Raw genomic sequence first — 15,251 nt, 5'->3', positions numbered from 1 at the left:
GACTCCCACTGGAGGAGATTCGTCGTGTCACTGCGGAAACCAACCAAGGCGTTGCCGAACATGACCGAGGCAGATATCGCAATCGTTCGTATTGCCCCGGAGAGCAGCTTCAAGAACAAGGCGTATGACGCCTTGAAGGAAGCCATCCTCAAGATGGACATCTACTCGACGCCCGAGCCGGTGATGCTCGACGAGCGCGCGCTGTCCGAACGCCTGGGTGTCAGCCGCACCCCGATCCGCGAAGCCATCGCGATGCTCGAGCAGGACGGCTTCGTGAAGACCGTTCCGCGCCGCGGCATCATGGTGGTGCGCAGAACCAAGAGCGAGATCGTCGACATGATCCGCGCCTGGGCGGCGCTGGAGAGCATGGCGGCCCGCCTGATCACCACCACCGCACGCAAGAAAGACATCACGGCGCTGCGCGACTACTTCAAGGACTTCGGCAAGGACCGCCTGCCCGAGGATCACGTCGAGGAATATTCGCGCGCCAACATCGCCTTTCATCAGGCGCTGATCTCGCTGTCGGAATCGCCGGTGCTGGTCGATCTCACCAACGACCTGCTGCTGCACGTGCGCGGCTACCGCCAGCTCACCATCGGACGCAAGGATCGCACCGCCACTTCGCTGCCCGAGCATCTCAGCATGATCGAAGCACTGGAAGCGCGCGACACCGAGCTCGCCGAGAAGCGCGCCCGCGACCACACCCTTGGCCTTGCCGCTTACGTCGAAGCGCACGGTCAAGAACTGTTCACCTAGCAACGTTCACCAGAAGGGCGAGCCATTCGCCCACAAAGCCTAAAACGGCATATGAGACCAGGGAGACAAGGCCCATGCTGAATACCGCGACCAAGTCCGAAGCACCGGGCACCGAGCAGGAATTGACGGATGGCTTTCATCTCGTCATCGACGCGCTCAAGCTGAACGGCATCAACACCATCTATAATGTGCCGGGCATCCCGATCACGGATTTGGGCCGCATGGCGCAGGCCGAAGGCATTCGTATGATCTCCTTCCGCCACGAGCAGAACGCCGGTTACGCCGCAGGCATCGCCGGTTACCTCACCAAGAAGCCGGGCATCTGCCTCACGGTATCGGCGCCCGGCTTCCTCAACGGTCTCACCGCGCTCGCGCACGCCACCACCAACTGCTACCCGATGATCCTGATCTCGGGCTCCTCCGAGCGCGAGATCGTCGACCTCCAGCAGGGCGACTACGAAGAGATGGACCAGCTCGCGATCGCCAAGCCGCTGTGCAAGGCGGCCTATCGCGTGCTGCACGCCCAGGACATCGGCATCGGTCTCGCCCGCGCCATCCGCGCTGCGGTCTCGGGCCGTCCGGGCGGCGTCTATCTTGACCTGCCGGCAAAGCTGTTCGGCCAGGTGATGAACGCCGATGCCGGCCAGAAGTCGCTGGTCAAGGTGATCGACGCCGCGCCCGCGCAGATCCCCTCGCCCGCTTCGATCAAGCGCGCGCTCGACGTGCTCAAGGCGGCGAAGCGTCCGCTCATCATCCTCGGCAAGGGCGCGGCCTACGCGCAGGCCGATGAAGAGATCAAGTCGTTCGTCGAGAAGAGCGGCGTGCCGTTCCTGCCGATGAGCATGGCCAAGGGCCTCCTCCCCGACACGCATCCGCAATGCGCTGGCGCCGCGCGCTCCACGGCGCTGAAAGAATCCGACGTCGTGCTGCTGATCGGCGCCCGGCTGAACTGGCTGCTCTCGCACGGCAAGGGCAAGAGCTGGGGCGAGACCCCGAAGAAGTTCATCCAGGTTGACATCGAGCCGCGCGAGATGGACTCCAACGTCGAGATCGTCGCGCCCGTGGTCGGCGACATCGGCTCGGTCGTATCGGCCTTCAATCAGGCGATCAGCACGGGCTGGACCGCGCCGCCGGCCGAATGGACCAAGGCCATCGTGTCCAAGCGTGACGAGAACGTCGCCAAGATGGCGCCGAAGCTCATGAACAACAAGTCGCCGATGGACTATCACGGCGCGCTCGGCGTGCTGAAGAACGTGATCAAGGACCATCCCGAGGCGATCCTCGTCAACGAGGGCGCCAACACGCTCGACCTCGCCCGCGGCGTCATCGACATGTACAGGCCGCGCAAGCGCCTCGACGTCGGCACCTGGGGCGTGATGGGCATCGGCATGGGCCAGGCGATCGCAGCTGCGCTCGAGACCGGTCACCCCGTGCTGGCGGTGGAAGGCGACTCGGCCTTCGGCTTCTCCGGCATGGAGGTCGAGACCATCTGCCGCTACAACCTTCCGATCTGCATCGTCATCTTCAACAATGACGGCATCTATCGCGGCACCGACGTCAACAGCGTCAGCGCCGATCCGGCGACCACGGTGTTCGTCAAGGGCGCGCGCTACGACAAGATGATGGAAGCCTTCGGCGGCGTCGGCGTGAATGCCACCTCGCCCGACGAACTCAAGCGCGCCGTCAACGAGGCGATGGCCTCGGGCAAGCCGACGCTCATCAACGCGGTGATCGATCCGGCGGCGGGCTCGGAGAGCGGCCGCATCGGCAACCTCAATCCGCAGAGCGTTCTGCAGAAGAAAAAGTAAGTCCTCCCCTTCAACCCTTAATTCCCTGCGGTTTGCGGGGGCAGACAGAATATACGGAGCAACACGATGACCAAAGCGCTCAAGGGCGTTCGCATTCTTGACTTCACCCACGTCCAGTCCGGACCGACCTGCACGCAGCTGCTGGCATGGTTCGGCGCCGACGTGATCAAGGTGGAACGTCCGGGCGTGGGCGACATTACCCGCGGCCAGCTGCAGGACATCCCGAACGTGGACAGCCTGTATTTCACCATGCTCAACCACAACAAGCGCTCGATCACGCTCGACACCAAGAACCCCAAGGGCAAGGAAGTCCTCACCGAGCTGATCAAGAAGTGCGACGTGCTGGTCGAGAACTTCGGCCCCGGCGTGCTCGACCGCATGGGCTTCCCCTGGGAGAAGATCCAGGCGATCAACCCGAAGATGATCGTCGCCTCGATCAAGGGCTTTGGCCCTGGCCCCTACGAAGACTGCAAGGTCTATGAGAACGTCGCGCAGTGCACCGGCGGCGCCGCCTCGACCACCGGCTTCCGCGACGGCCTGCCGCTCGTCACCGGCGCGCAGATCGGCGACAGCGGCACCGGCCTGCACCTGGCGCTCGGCATCGTCACCGCGCTCTATCAGCGCACACATTCGGGCAAGGGCCAGAAGGTCACCGCCGCGATGCAGGACGGCGTGCTCAACCTCGCCCGCGTCAAGCTGCGCGACCAGCAGCGCCTCGCGCATGGTCCGCTCAAGGAATACAGCCAGTTCGGCGAAGGCATTCCGTTCGGCGACGCCGTGCCGCGCGCCGGCAACGATTCCGGCGGCGGCCAGCCCGGCCGCATCCTGAAGTGCAAGGGCTGGGAGACCGATCCCAACGCCTACATCTACTTCATCACCCAGGCCCCGGTCTGGGAGAAGATCTGCGACGTGATCGGCGAGCCCACCTGGAAGACCGATCCGAACTACGCCAAGCCGGCCGTCCGCCTGCCGCGCCTCAACGAGATCTTCGCCCGCATCGAACAGTGGACGATGACCAAGACCAAGTTCGAGGCGATGGAGATCCTCAACAAGGACGACATCCCCTGCGGCCCGATCCTGTCGATGAAGGAGATCGCCGAGGACCAGTCGCTGCGCGCGACCGGCACCGTGGTCGAGGTCGATCACCCGACCCGTGGCAAGTACATCTCGGTCGGCAATCCGATCAAGCTGTCGGATAGCCCGAGCGAGGTGGAGCGCTCCCCGCTGCTCGGCGAGCACACCGACGAGATCCTGCGCAGCGTGCTCGGCTTCAGCGATCACCAGGTCGCCGACATCCACAAGTCCGGCGCGCTCGAGCCGCCGCAGAAGCAGGCCGCTGAGTAAGCCGCACCACGTTGAACGAGACGAAAGGGCCGCCCGAAGGGGCGGCCCTTTTTGCTTCAGAAGACCGTGCGGTCGCGGCTGTGACTAAAAAATGGAAAAACAACCCCATGCACAGTAGCTAACCTGTTGGTCATAAATGATTTCGTATTTCACGAAATGCCTTTTGACACGTCGGGCAAAACAGAGGCATTATGCCATGATCCGACAAAGCCAATATCCTGCCCGGCGAAGAGCGGCCGAGGGGTTGTTCGTCGGACAAACGACCTAACGGCCAGGGCATGATCGGGAAAGAGGCTCAGCGGCTTGCAAAAAGGTCAGAGCGCTTCCAGTCCGAGCCGGCGGAACAACTTTCGATCGGCTTCGTCCTGCGGATTGCCCGCCGTCAGCAGCGTGTCGCCGACAAAGATCGAGTTTGCGCCGGCAAAGAAGCACAGCGCCTGCATCTCGTCGCTCATCGCCGACCGCCCCGCCGAGAGTCGCACGAAAGAGGCCGGCATCATGATACGCGCCAGCGCGACAATGCGCACGAACTCGACCGGACCTATCGGCGTCGCCTTCGCCATCGGCGTTCCCGGAATCGGGATCAGCATGTTGATCGGCACGCTCTCCGGCGCTTCCGGAAGGTTGGCGAGCGTGACCAGCATGTCGACGCGGTCCTGTTCGCTCTCACCCATGCCGAGAATTCCGCCGCAGCACACTTTCATGCCGGCATCGCGGACATGCTCCAGCGTATCGAGACGATCGGCGAATGTGCGGGTGGAGGTAACACTCGGATAGAAGCGCTCCGAGGTATCGATATTGTGATTGTAGTAATCAAGCCCGGCAGCACTCAGCCGGTCGGCCTGATCCCGGTCGAGCATGCCGAGCGTCATGCAGGTCTCGAGCCCGAGCTCCTTCACGGCTCCGACGACCTCGACAATGGCATCCATGTCGCGCGGCTTCGGATTGCGCCAGGCCGCCCCCATGCAATAACGCGTCGCGCCGCTGTCTTTTGCCTTGCGTGCCTCGGCAACGATCTTCCCGACCTCCATCAACTTGGAGGCTGCAAGAGCGGTCGCATGATGCGACGACTGGCTGCAGTAACCGCAGTCTTCCGGACAACCACCTGTCTTGATGTTCAGCAGCCGGCTCAACTGCACGCGATTTGGGTCAAAATGCTCCCGATGTACGGATTGTGAACGGAAGAGCAGATCGTTGAAGGGAAGCTGGTAAGCCGCCCATGCATCTTCACCGGTCCATCTTTGAGGCCTTTGCGGCCTTTCCTTCGCGGGGATTGTCTCCCCGTCGTTCACACCGAGCATTACACATCTCCTGACATTGCGGCGGGGCAATCGCACTATCGCAAACCTGGCGCCAGTCCGCAGGGTCCTTGGAACAAAAGCGGCGGCGTGCCATTGTTGTCTAAGCCGGCGTGCTATCCCGACGTACGAGCAACGCAGCCGCCAAGGCGAGTGACTGAAACACATCGCAAAAGCATCTGCGCAACGCTGCAGAATTGGCCTTCTTCTCGCCCCGAAAGGTAGCAAGCCTACGCACAGCGTTTGCGGGTGGGAGGCGTCGGCCAGCACCTGTCCTGTCACAGCTTGTTGATCAAAACGAGGTCGAAATGTTGAGAGATCAATCCTCGGATCGGGCCAAGCGTGAAGCCAACAAGGCGTTCAAGCCTGTCAAAACGCAGAAGCCGATCAATGACTATGCGAAGGACCAGCACTCCTTCAACGAGAATCGCGAGCGGCTGAAAGCGGAGCGACTGGCCCGCGAGGCCGAGCCGAAGGACCGCTCTGAATAGGACGCGTTCCCTGCCGGGTCACGATGTTGCATCCGCGCGATGGAGGCTGGCGCTGAGCGCGTCGCGTCGAAATCGACGCCTGACCGAAAGCGCGATGAGATCGGAATGAATCGTCAACGCGCTTTAGGTTATTGTTTGAGCATGATCTTTTCGGAAAACCGCTTCGCACTTTGCGCTAACGCGGCCCTTCGGGTCCGGATCATGCTTTAGAGCATCGAAAGCACGACGATCCCGTCTTCGAGCTCCCCGGAGGCCAATCGGCTCCGCGCGATGCGCTCGAATTCCGTCCGGTATTTCTGAAGATAGCTGAAGGCCTGCTTCTGCGTCTGAAACGTGGTCGCAAGGCGGCACATCTGCCGGCCTGCGCCAAGCGCGAGAAAGAAGGTGATTGTACCACCGCTGTCCGACTTGATCCTAGTACGACTGAGTCACAAAACCGCAGGCTTTATCCGGCCGGAATCAGCGATGGTTGAAGCATGGACCATCAGCCGAGGAGGCTACATGAGCGGGCGTGGCACCAAGACCAGTGAGATGCGATTTGCGACGTATTTGGAAGGGCTTGCCAGCGTCATCGGTCATGCTGATCGGAAGGCACCGCTGCGCGACTATTGCGTCGGCCTCATGGCCTGTGGCGGTCGTAAGAGCGTGGAGCCAATGGCGGCGATGACGGCTCCGGAACGGACGGCCGCCCAACATCAATCGCTGCTGCATTTCGTCGGCAGCGGCGCCTGGTCGGATGAGAAGGTGCTGGGCAAGGTACGAGAGATGGTCCTGCCGGCGATCGAACGCCAGGGCCCGATCGAAGCTTGGATCATCGATGACACCGGATTTCCCAAGCAGGGGCGACATTCGGTTGGAGTTGCACGGCAATATTGCGGGCAGCTCGGCAAGCAGGATAATTGCCAGGTGGCGGTGTCATTATCGATTGCCAATCACCACGCCAGCCTGCCTGTTGCCTACCGCCTTTATCTTCCGAAGGAATGGACTGAGGATTGCGATCGGCGGCGCAAGGTGGGCATTCCTGCCGAAGTCGGCTTCCGGACCAAGCCGGAGATCGCGCTGGAGCAGTTGCGGTGGGCCTGTGCGACCGGCCTTCCGCGTGGTGTCGTGCTGATGGACGCGGGCTATGGCAACAACAGCGATCTGCGCACGGAGATCACGGCGCTGGGATTGACCTATGTGGCGGGTCTTCTGTCGAGCACAACGGTATGGGCGCCCGGCACCGGTCCCTTGCCGCCGAAGCCATGGTCGGGCCGCGGCCGTCCCCCGAAACTGATGCGCCGCAACCGTCAGCGTCGGCCGGCCGCCGTTAAAGCGCTCGCGATCGGCCTGCCGGCCAAAGCTTGGCGCACCATCACGTGGCGGCAAGGAACGAACGAAAAGCTGAGCTCGCGCTTTGCCCGCGTGCGGGTCCGTGCCGCGCACCGTGATTATTGGCAAACCACCCAGCGGTTGGAGGAATGGTTGCTGATCGAATGGCCGAAAGGCGAGGACCAGCCTACCAAATACTGGCTCTCGACATTGCCGGAGGATGTGGCATTCCGGACTCTCGTAGAGACGGCTAAATTGCGCTGGCGCATCGAACGCGACTATCAGGAACTCAAGCAGGAGGTCGGGCTTGGCCACTTCGAGGGACGCGGCTGGCGCGGCTTTCATCATCACGCAACGATGTGCATTGCAGCCTTCGGATTCCTGATCTCCGAGCGGGAGGCGTTTCCCCCCTCAGGCGCTCGGCGCGCCCGGCCGATCCCGCTCGCTCGCGTTTCCGCGGATTACAGACCCCGCGGTTCTGCCGCTACGGACCCAACGTCACATTCCAAATTCGATCACGACGATGCGACGGCGACTCGAACAAGGGCTGGTCCGAACGTTGTCGAGATGTCCTTGTTGTGCAATCAAGTTCGCCCATTTCACAGACCACCGTTTGTGACGCAGTAAGACTAGGCACGATCCGCACTCTTTGGCATGTGACCGGCCCTCTCCAGATTTTCGTCGACGCAGTTGAATTCGACTATCGCGTCAGCTTTCTCTTGCGCTTCGTCAGGGTTGGTGCCGGCAGCGATGCTTGAAGAGTTGCGTCAGCCGCTTCCTTGGCTTCGCGCAGTTCGCGAAGCCGCGCCATGTTCTTGCGAACATCGACGGCCTGTCTCTCGACGTCCGCCATTGCCCGCGTTCCCTCCTCGGCAGCCAAACGCTGACGGTTGGTACGCGCAATACTTTGGGGTGACGGTTCAGCCGACTTCTGCCGCTCATGCTTCACCCACTCCCGCAACGGACAAAACCCGCTCAATCCCTGGGATCGAGCGGGCAGCGTGGCCGTTTCAGTACATCCGTGAAACGGCGCAGGATCTTAGGCCAGCGATAGATTCTCTGCGCTGACCTTGCCTCGCATCTTGTCGGTCTTGGCCTCGAAGTTGACCTTCTGGCCCTCGGCGAGACCTGAGAGACCAGCCCGCTCGACTGCGCTGATGTGAACGAACACATCGTTGCCGCCGTCGTCGGGCTGAATGAATCCAAAGCCCTTTTGGCCGTTGAACCACTTCACGGTACCTGTCGTCATTATTCTTCTCCAAAGCGCATACGCGCACATTCCGCGTGACACTCACGCAGAACCAGATTCAATTCGTCGATGTCTCTGGAAAAGGAGCCCGCGGGCGCATTCAACAAGGCACAGCGGCTGAACGAACAGCACCAACGTATACCTCGTCGGCGCCAGTTGCAAGGCTTGGCGGGATTTAATGCCTCATGGGCTCCGGCGGAACAATTCGGACTTTACGAATTCAGGCCCGAAAGGCGCCTGAGGCAAGGTGAGTTGCGCGTTCGCAGCCGCGATTTGGTGTCGGCTAACTGTGCTGGCCCGAGAGCGTCGATGCGATGCCGCGCTATCGAGCGCACACCGTACGCCACCGGCAAGTTGCTCGCGGAAGACCCGCACCACTCTCCCTCCAGCCAATCGACTGTGTGCACCGAAAGACTGCCAAGCTCCACACGTGCCGGCTCCGCCGCGAAGGGATAGCAGATCACACCTGACAGTACGGGGTCGGATTGGAAGCGTGAACGACTTGCTTCCTCCGTTGGCGTCAAGGCAAAGTGCTGGAAAACAGGGAGGTCAGCATGTCACTGCTTGGCAAGGCCGCCGTCGCGATGTGGTGGAGCGTCCGCCACGAGCAGCGCGCGGAGTTCGGCGACTGGCATTCCCACGAACATTTTCCCGAGCGGATGAGCATTCCCGGCTTCCGCGCGGATCGCGCTGGACCAGCACGACGGACACCGACGGCTTCTTCGTGCTGTACGAGCTGGAGCGGTACGAGGTGCTCACGTCGAAGGGATATCTCGACCGGCTCAACGCGCCGACGCCGTGGTCGACCAAGATGATGCCGCACCATCTCGGCATGGTCCGCAGCCAGTGCCGCGTCGCCGCCAGCTTTGGCGGCGGCGTCGCGACCTCGCTCGCCACCATCCGGCTTTCGCCGGAGGCCGGGCGCGAGGCGGAGTTGCAAGCACATCTCTCGGAGACGCTCGGCACGTTGGCGCACATGCCGGGACTGACGGGCGCGCACCTCCTCCTGACCGACACGCCCCGCACCAGCTCGCCCACCACCGAGCAGCAGATCCGCGGCAAGGACGGCGCCGCCGACTGGATCATGCTGCTGTCGGGTTACGATGCCGAGGCGATCGAGCAGGTGGCCGCCGACCGACTTTCGCCGGCGGCGCTTGGCACTCTGGGCGCGCAGGACAATCCGACGATCGGCCGCTACCGGCTCGCCTTCACGATGACGCCGCAGGATATGGCAACGATCTGACGGATCGGTCGTCCGGCCGGCCGCGAGGTAGATCTCGCACCAGGCGAGCTCGATTCAATTGAGCGCGCAAACGGCCAACCGTTGCACATGGGGGATGTGTTTCAGGTTCTCGCGTGCAGCACGAAGGCGGACAAGGCTCGCCAGGTGTGAGCTCAGCTCCCCTCGCCTGCATCCTCATCGCTGCCCTCCTCGCCTGCGACATATTCGAGGATGTCTCCGGGCTGACAATCGAGCTCGCGGCAGATCGCGGCCAGGGTCGAGAAGCGCATCGCCCTCGCCTTGCCCGTTTTCAGGACCGACAGGTTCTGGATGGAAATGCCGATTGCGTCGGCGAGGTCCCCGAGGCGGCGCTTCCGCTTCGCAAGCATGACATCGAGGTTCACGACGATCGGCACAAGCATTCACCTCAGATCGTCAGCTCGTTTTCGGACTGCAGCAGGATGGCGTGCTCGATGACGAATTTCAGCGCCATCAGGAACATCCCGCCCGCGATCGTGCCGATGTCGACGTTGTAGGACGGCAGGAAGAACTTGACGTCGCCGATCTCGTGCAAGGCATAAGCCACCGCGTTGCTGGTGATCAGGTCGATGAACGGCCAGATCACCAGAATGATCCCCATCCACCACACGCCCTGAAGCGTCTCGGACGCGAAGATCCGGCCGCGTGCGAATCGGTGCACCATACGGTGCAGGATGCCGATCAACACGGCGAAGAACGAGAGCTGAAGCGCAAATAGCGTCCAGAACAACAGCTGTCCCGGGCGCGACATCTCGAGCGGATTGGCGACAAGGCCTGCGCATTTCACCTGGCCGGGCCCAAGGCTCGCCGCGATCGAGGCGGAGGCGGTCGTGCTCCGGAGATAGGCGAGCCACACCACCACCGGCAGTGCCGCCCAGATCGCCCAGAACGCAAGATCGAGACGCCGGAACCAGCTCTGCCGGGCCTCACGTACCGATATCTCCACCACACCCATCTACAAGCACTCCGCAATTTCCAGGCAACCACCCACCCCCAATATGCATGTTCCGCGCGATTGACTCAACCTTAAGCGCGATATATTGATCGTTTATCATGAAATATTTCATGACAATTGATCCAATATGGAGCCCCCATGCGTTCCACCCTCGTCCGGCACCTGCTCGCAGCGCTGTTGTCCATCTCCCCGCTTGGAAACGCCGAAGCCGCAACGGCCAGCGGTCCCGCCGGCGTCTGGCTGACACAGTCGGGCGACGCGAGGATCAAGGTGAGCCGTTGCGGCAATGCGCTATGCGGTCGGGTCGTCTGGCTGAAGGAGCCGATCGATAAGAAGACGGGCAAGGCGCAGCTCGACGACCATAACGCCGATCCTGCATTGCGCGCCCGGAAGATCGTCGGCATCTCCCTGTTCATCGATATGCAGGCGGCCGGCGCCAATCAATGGTCGGGCAGGATCTACAACGCCGACGACGGAAAGACCTATGCGAGCACCGTCACCTTGCTGCCATCCGGCAGTCTCAACGACCGGGGCTGCATGGGAACGTTGTGCGCGGGTGAAGACTGGACGCGGTGAGCGGCAACCCGATCCAAAACAACTTCCAACAACTTCAAAGGCAACATCAAAGGCCGCCGGTTTCGGCGGCCCCCGTTTATCTGCAACGCCATGTCGGATCGGCGGCATCCCGGTCGTCCTTGAGACATGAATGGGCCGTAGACGCCAAGGTCGGGCCCATCGATGCAAGAGGATGAAAGAACATGCCCAGCACTGTACGTCTGCACCGCGTTCTCTCGACCAGTCCGGAGAAAGTCTATCGCGCCTTCCTCGAGGCGGATGCGCTGGCGAAATGGCTTCCGCCGAACGGCTTTACCTGCACCGTCCATCACCTCGAGCCCAAGGTCGGGGGCACGTTCAAGATGTCGTTCCGGAATTTCACGACGGGCAACAGCCACGCCTTCGGCGGCGAATATCTCGAGCTCGTCCCCGGCGAACGTCTCCGCTACACCGACAAGTTCGACGACCCCAATCTACCCGGCGAAATCCAGGTGACCGTGACGCTGAAGAAGGTCTCGGTCGGCACCGAGGTCGACATCACCCAGGCCGGCATCCCTGACGTCATCCCGCCGGAGGCCTGCTATCTCGGCTGGCAGGAATCGCTGCGAAGCCTCGCAAGGCTCGTGGAGCCGGAGATCAATCAGTAGCGGCGAAATCAGTATCGTAGGGTGGGCAAAGCGCAGCGTGCCCACCGATGCTCTCTCAACCTCGGAAAGATGGTGGGCACGGCGCTCCGCGCCATTGCCCACCCTACGGCACTGATGACAGCTCTCCGTCGTCATTGCGAGCAGCCAAGCAATGGCGGCTGTTGCTGGGCTACGCGCCCGCCTTCGGCGTAATCCCACCGCTTGCGGTCCATCGATCGGGGTCGAGGCTGTGTCCGATCAGCGCAAGGCCGTAGGCGATCGACTCGAACTGGTCGCCCGACATCAGCCGTTCGTTACCGAACCGCTCGGCGAACAGCTTTCTGACGGCCGGAACGAAGGAAGTCCCGCCGGTCAAGAACACCTTCTCCACCTCGCGCGCGGTGATGCCCGCTTCGCTTAGCACCTTGTCGACGGTGGCACCCAGCCGGGCGATGTCGTCGGCAATCCAGGATTCAAAATTCTTCCGTGTGATGGTCGCACCGATGTCGACGCCGCCCCCCTTGAAGCGGAAGTCCACCTCGTCCCGCGCCGACAGCGCGACCTTGGCGTCGGATACCGCGCGGTAGAGCGAAAAGCCGAGGTCGAGATCGACGATGGTGATGAAATCTTCAAGGAGCTTCGGCTTCAGCGCGCTGCGCGCAAGCTCCCGAAGCTCGCGCAGATCGCCATTGCTCTTCATCATCGCGAGCTGATGCCAGCGCGCGAGGTTGGTGTAGTGGCCGGTGGGGACCGGCAGCACCTTGTCGAACGAGCGGAAGCTGGAGCCTTTTCCCAGCCGCGGCGAGACGACGTGGTCGACGATGCGGTAATCGAAGGTGTCGCCGGCAATGCCGATGCCGGCGTGTCCAAGCGGCTCGGCGCGCAAGGCTCCTCCCGCGCGCGAAAAGCGCATCACCGAGAAATCGCTGGTGCCGCCGCCGAAATCCGCAACCAGCACGGTGGCATCACGCTCCAGCCGTCGGGCGAAGGAGAACGCCGCGCCCACGGGCTCGTAGACATAGCGCGCGTGGCCGGCGCCGAGGCGTTCGAACGCGGCCCGATAGCGCTGCATCGCCAGCGCTTCGTCGGGATTGCCGCCGGCGAACCGCACCGGGCGGCCGACCGTGATGTTGGACGTCTCGAAGCCGAACTTTTCGCCGCCATGGCGCGCCAGCGTGCGCAGGAACGCCGCCAGAATGTCCTCGAACTTGAAGCGCTGCCGAAACACTTGCGTGGTGTTGAAGCTGGAGCTCGCCGCAAACGTCTTGAACGACTGCAGGAAGCGGTAGACGTGGCGGCCTTCGAGGAACGTCTCGATGGCCCATGGACCGCCTTCGGCCTGGGCGCCGGCGCCCGGCCGATCCTCCCAGAAGCACAGCGCCGAGACGTAGACGCTGTGGCGCTGGCCGCCGTGATCGAAGCGGATGGCCTCGACCCGGCGATCGTCCGCCGCGATCGCGACGACCGTGTTGCTGGTCCCAAAATCGATGCCGATCGAGACGGCGGGCGAGGCGCTCGACATGAACCACTCTGACAGTTGATTGGAAAAGGGGGCAGACCACTAACGGCTTTGGCTGGGCCTGCCAAGACCTTGAATGTTGCGGTGCGGTTGGATTTGGAACCCGCGCGCCGCTCTGTCCGCGCTCTTTTGCCTCCGCAATGGGGGCCTTTTGGGGCCGATCTCGCAGCTCCAGCAGCCCGGCTGGCAATTTTGAGCTCGGTTCGGTCCCTTTAACGGATCATTATGCTGCAATGCGGGAGCATGCATGCTGCTATGCAATGGCATGCATGGACACTGGCATCTGGTATACGTAGATTGCCCTTCGAAATGAGACAGCATCACTGACCGTCTCGAGAAAGGGAATTCAGATGTCCAAGACCGCTTCCGTCGCGCTCGCCCCCTCCGCCTCGCTGTTCACCCGCTTCCTGGCCGCGGTCGATCGCTTCCTGATGGCGAGCGCCGAGATTTCGAATCACAACGGCGACCTGCCCCGCTTCGGCCTGTAAGCAGCGCCTCCCGCGCGGCAAGCGCGACGCGCCGGTTTCAGAACCGTCCACATACTACTTTTGATGAATGGCCCCGCAGGACGGGGCCATTTCTATTTGCGTTGTCCCGAGTCACAGCCGCAACCGATGAAGGTCCTGCGGCATTTGCGCACGGTGATCGGACCAGCGCTTGAACCTTGGCATAATGAATACAAGAATGCCCCTCCAGCGCTCGCAGAAAAATTAGAGGCGCCACGGGAGGCTTTATGACGGACATGGTGCAGGCAACGGTTCCAACCGCCGCGCGGGTTAGCGACACGTATCGCTGGACGCAATTGGCGGTCGGTGTAGCGGCGATGGTGATGATCGCCAATTATCAATACGGCTGGACGTTCTTCGTCCCCGACATCCAGAAAAAGTTCGGCTGGGATCGCGCCTCGATCCAATGGGCCTTTACGCTCTTCGTGCTGTTCGAGACATGGCTGGTGCCGGTCGAAGGATGGTTCGTCGACAAATACGGCCCGCGCATAGTCGTGCTCGTCGGCGGCGTGCTCTGCGCCATCGGTTGGGCGATCAACGCGCAAGCCACCACGCTCAACGGCTTCTATCTCGGCATGATCATCGCGGGCATCGGCGCCGGCGGCGTCTACGGCACCTGCGTCGGCAATGCGCTGAAATGGTTTCCCGACAAGCGCGGTCTTGCTGCCGGCATCACGGCGGCCGGTTTCGGCGCGGGCTCCGCGCTCACGGTTGCGCCGATTCAGGCCATGATCAAGGACAGCGGATTCCAGACCACCTTCCTGTATTTCGGGCTCGGCCAGGGCATCATCATCTGCATCCTCGCCTTCTTCCTCTACGCGCCGAAGGCCGGACAGGTGCCTCCCGTTGTGCAGAACGCTGCGTTGCAACAGACCCGCCGCAACTATCAGCCAACCGAAGTGCTGCGCCAGCCGATCTTCTGGCTGATGTACTTCATGTTCGTGATCGTCGGCGCCGGCGGCCTGATGGTGACGGCGAACCTGAAGCCGATCGCAGTCGACTGGAAGGTCGACAGCGTTCCGGTGACGTTGATGGCGGTGACGATGACCGCGGTGACGTTCGCAGCCACGATTGACCGCGTGCTCAACGGCCTGACGCGTCCGTTCTTCGGCTGGATCTCCGACATGATCGGCCGCGAGAACACGATGTTCATCGCCTTCGGCATGGAAGGGTTCGGCATCTGGATGCTCTACCTCTGGGGACACGACCCGCTCTGGTTCGTGTTGCTGTCGGGCTTCGTGTTCTTCGCCTGGGGTGAGATCTACTCGCTGTTCCCCTCGACCTGCACCGACACGTTCGGCGCCAAGTTCGCGACCACCAATGCGGGCCTGCTCTACACCGCAAAGGGCACCGCCGCGCTGCTTGTCCCGATCGCCAACTACATGCAGCAATCGTCGGGCACCTGGGACAGCGTGTTCATCATCGCGGCCGGCGCCAACATCCTGGCTTCGCTGCTGGCGATCATGGTGCTCAAGCCCTGGCGCAAGGTCGTGGTCGCGAAATCGACCGCCGCCGCCTGACGCGCTTCACCACAACTGCTTCAAGTACGACGCCCGGCCTCACGGCCGGGCG

17 protein-coding genes are annotated in these 15,251 nt (G+C 62.4%); 10 read left to right on the top strand and 7 right to left on the bottom strand.

From position 1 onward, the window contains the following. The first annotated feature begins 60 nt into the window (after window positions 1–60). From HAP41_RS18885 to frc, 3 genes are all read left to right on the top strand, one after another. On the top strand, window positions 61–756 hold the full coding sequence (locus tag HAP41_RS18885) for a GntR family transcriptional regulator (RefSeq protein ID WP_166105920.1): 696 nt from the start codon (window positions 61–63) through the stop codon (window positions 754–756). 74 nt (window positions 757–830) lie between these two features. Next, a complete protein-coding gene (oxc, locus tag HAP41_RS18880) occupies window positions 831–2,564 on the top strand; it encodes an oxalyl-CoA decarboxylase (protein WP_166098283.1) in 1,734 nt (577 codons plus the stop codon). 66 nt (window positions 2,565–2,630) lie between these two features. After that, window positions 2,631–3,908, top strand: coding sequence for a formyl-CoA transferase (gene frc, locus HAP41_RS18875; protein ID WP_063984521.1), 1,278 nt, complete (start codon window positions 2,631–2,633; stop codon window positions 3,906–3,908). A gap of 314 nt (window positions 3,909–4,222) precedes the next feature. Here frc and bioB read toward each other — a convergent pair whose 3' ends face one another. After that, window positions 4,223–5,209: a biotin synthase BioB gene (gene bioB, locus HAP41_RS18870; RefSeq protein WP_166105922.1), complete on the bottom strand. Its 987-nt coding sequence runs from the start codon at window positions 5,207–5,209 to the stop codon at window positions 4,223–4,225. 305 nt (window positions 5,210–5,514) lie between these two features. On the opposite strand from bioB, the gene HAP41_RS18865 reads away from it, so the two are divergent. After that, window positions 5,515–5,697 (top strand): hypothetical protein, encoded by a 183-nt coding sequence (locus HAP41_RS18865; RefSeq protein WP_063984522.1) that lies wholly within the window; start codon window positions 5,515–5,517, stop codon window positions 5,695–5,697. Window positions 5,698–5,903: 206 nt separating this feature from the next. Here HAP41_RS18865 and HAP41_RS18860 read toward each other — a convergent pair whose 3' ends face one another. Continuing rightward, the gene (locus HAP41_RS18860) at window positions 5,904–6,110 is read right to left on the bottom strand and encodes a hypothetical protein (protein WP_166105925.1); all 207 of its coding nucleotides are present in this window, start codon (window positions 6,108–6,110) and stop codon (window positions 5,904–5,906) included. An 88-nt stretch (window positions 6,111–6,198) separates the two neighbouring features. On the opposite strand from HAP41_RS18860, the gene HAP41_RS18855 reads away from it, so the two are divergent. Further along, window positions 6,199–7,635, top strand: coding sequence for an IS701 family transposase (locus HAP41_RS18855; RefSeq protein ID WP_166105276.1), 1,437 nt, complete (start codon window positions 6,199–6,201; stop codon window positions 7,633–7,635). Between the two features lie 73 nt (window positions 7,636–7,708). On the opposite strand, the gene HAP41_RS18850 is transcribed toward HAP41_RS18855, so the two are convergent. Further along, a complete protein-coding gene (locus tag HAP41_RS18850; RefSeq protein WP_248577213.1) occupies window positions 7,709–7,957 on the bottom strand; it encodes a transcriptional regulator in 249 nt (82 codons plus the stop codon). 90 nt (window positions 7,958–8,047) lie between these two features. After that, window positions 8,048–8,257, bottom strand: a complete 210-nt coding sequence (locus tag HAP41_RS18845) for a cold-shock protein (RefSeq protein ID WP_028151479.1) — start codon at window positions 8,255–8,257, stop codon at window positions 8,048–8,050. Window positions 8,258–8,981: 724 nt separating this feature from the next. Here HAP41_RS18845 and HAP41_RS18840 point away from each other — a divergent pair. Continuing rightward, window positions 8,982–9,500 (top strand): hypothetical protein, encoded by a 519-nt coding sequence (locus HAP41_RS18840; RefSeq protein ID WP_248577212.1) that lies wholly within the window; start codon window positions 8,982–8,984, stop codon window positions 9,498–9,500. 152 nt (window positions 9,501–9,652) lie between these two features. Here HAP41_RS18840 and HAP41_RS18835 read toward each other — a convergent pair whose 3' ends face one another. Both HAP41_RS18835 and HAP41_RS18830 read right to left on the bottom strand, forming a co-directional pair. After that, window positions 9,653–9,895 (bottom strand): helix-turn-helix domain-containing protein, encoded by a 243-nt coding sequence (locus tag HAP41_RS18835; protein WP_071917595.1) that lies wholly within the window; start codon window positions 9,893–9,895, stop codon window positions 9,653–9,655. 11 nt (window positions 9,896–9,906) lie between these two features. Further along, window positions 9,907–10,473 (bottom strand): DUF2975 domain-containing protein, encoded by a 567-nt coding sequence (locus HAP41_RS18830; protein ID WP_166098288.1) that lies wholly within the window; start codon window positions 10,471–10,473, stop codon window positions 9,907–9,909. 138 nt (window positions 10,474–10,611) lie between these two features. On the opposite strand from HAP41_RS18830, the gene HAP41_RS18825 reads away from it, so the two are divergent. Beyond that, complete coding sequence (locus HAP41_RS18825; RefSeq protein WP_166098292.1) at window positions 10,612–11,049, top strand: DUF2147 domain-containing protein; 438 nt, start codon at window positions 10,612–10,614, stop codon at window positions 11,047–11,049. A 182-nt stretch (window positions 11,050–11,231) separates the two neighbouring features. Continuing rightward, window positions 11,232–11,675 carry an SRPBCC family protein gene (locus tag HAP41_RS18820; RefSeq protein WP_071915552.1) on the top strand — a complete coding sequence of 148 codons (444 nt, stop codon included), beginning with the start codon at window positions 11,232–11,234 and terminating at the stop codon, window positions 11,673–11,675. A gap of 169 nt (window positions 11,676–11,844) precedes the next feature. Here HAP41_RS18820 and HAP41_RS18815 read toward each other — a convergent pair whose 3' ends face one another. Beyond that, window positions 11,845–13,176 carry an Hsp70 family protein gene (locus HAP41_RS18815; RefSeq protein WP_166098296.1) on the bottom strand — a complete coding sequence of 444 codons (1,332 nt, stop codon included), beginning with the start codon at window positions 13,174–13,176 and terminating at the stop codon, window positions 11,845–11,847. A gap of 347 nt (window positions 13,177–13,523) precedes the next feature. Here HAP41_RS18815 and HAP41_RS18810 point away from each other — a divergent pair, with 347 nt between their 5' ends. Beyond that, window positions 13,524–13,661, top strand: coding sequence for a hypothetical protein (locus HAP41_RS18810; RefSeq protein WP_166098301.1), 138 nt, complete (start codon window positions 13,524–13,526; stop codon window positions 13,659–13,661). A gap of 245 nt (window positions 13,662–13,906) precedes the next feature. Then, window positions 13,907–15,199: an oxalate/formate MFS antiporter gene (oxlT, locus tag HAP41_RS18805; RefSeq protein WP_071915554.1), complete on the top strand. Its 1,293-nt coding sequence runs from the start codon at window positions 13,907–13,909 to the stop codon at window positions 15,197–15,199. Window positions 15,200–15,251 lie beyond the last annotated feature (52 nt).

This window comes from Bradyrhizobium barranii subsp. apii, from assembly GCF_011516635.5.
GTDB lineage: Bacteria > Pseudomonadota > Alphaproteobacteria > Rhizobiales > Xanthobacteraceae > Bradyrhizobium > Bradyrhizobium barranii.
The sequence above is the reverse complement of the archived record's forward strand: the minus strand, read 5'-3'. Positions and strand labels throughout refer to the sequence as shown.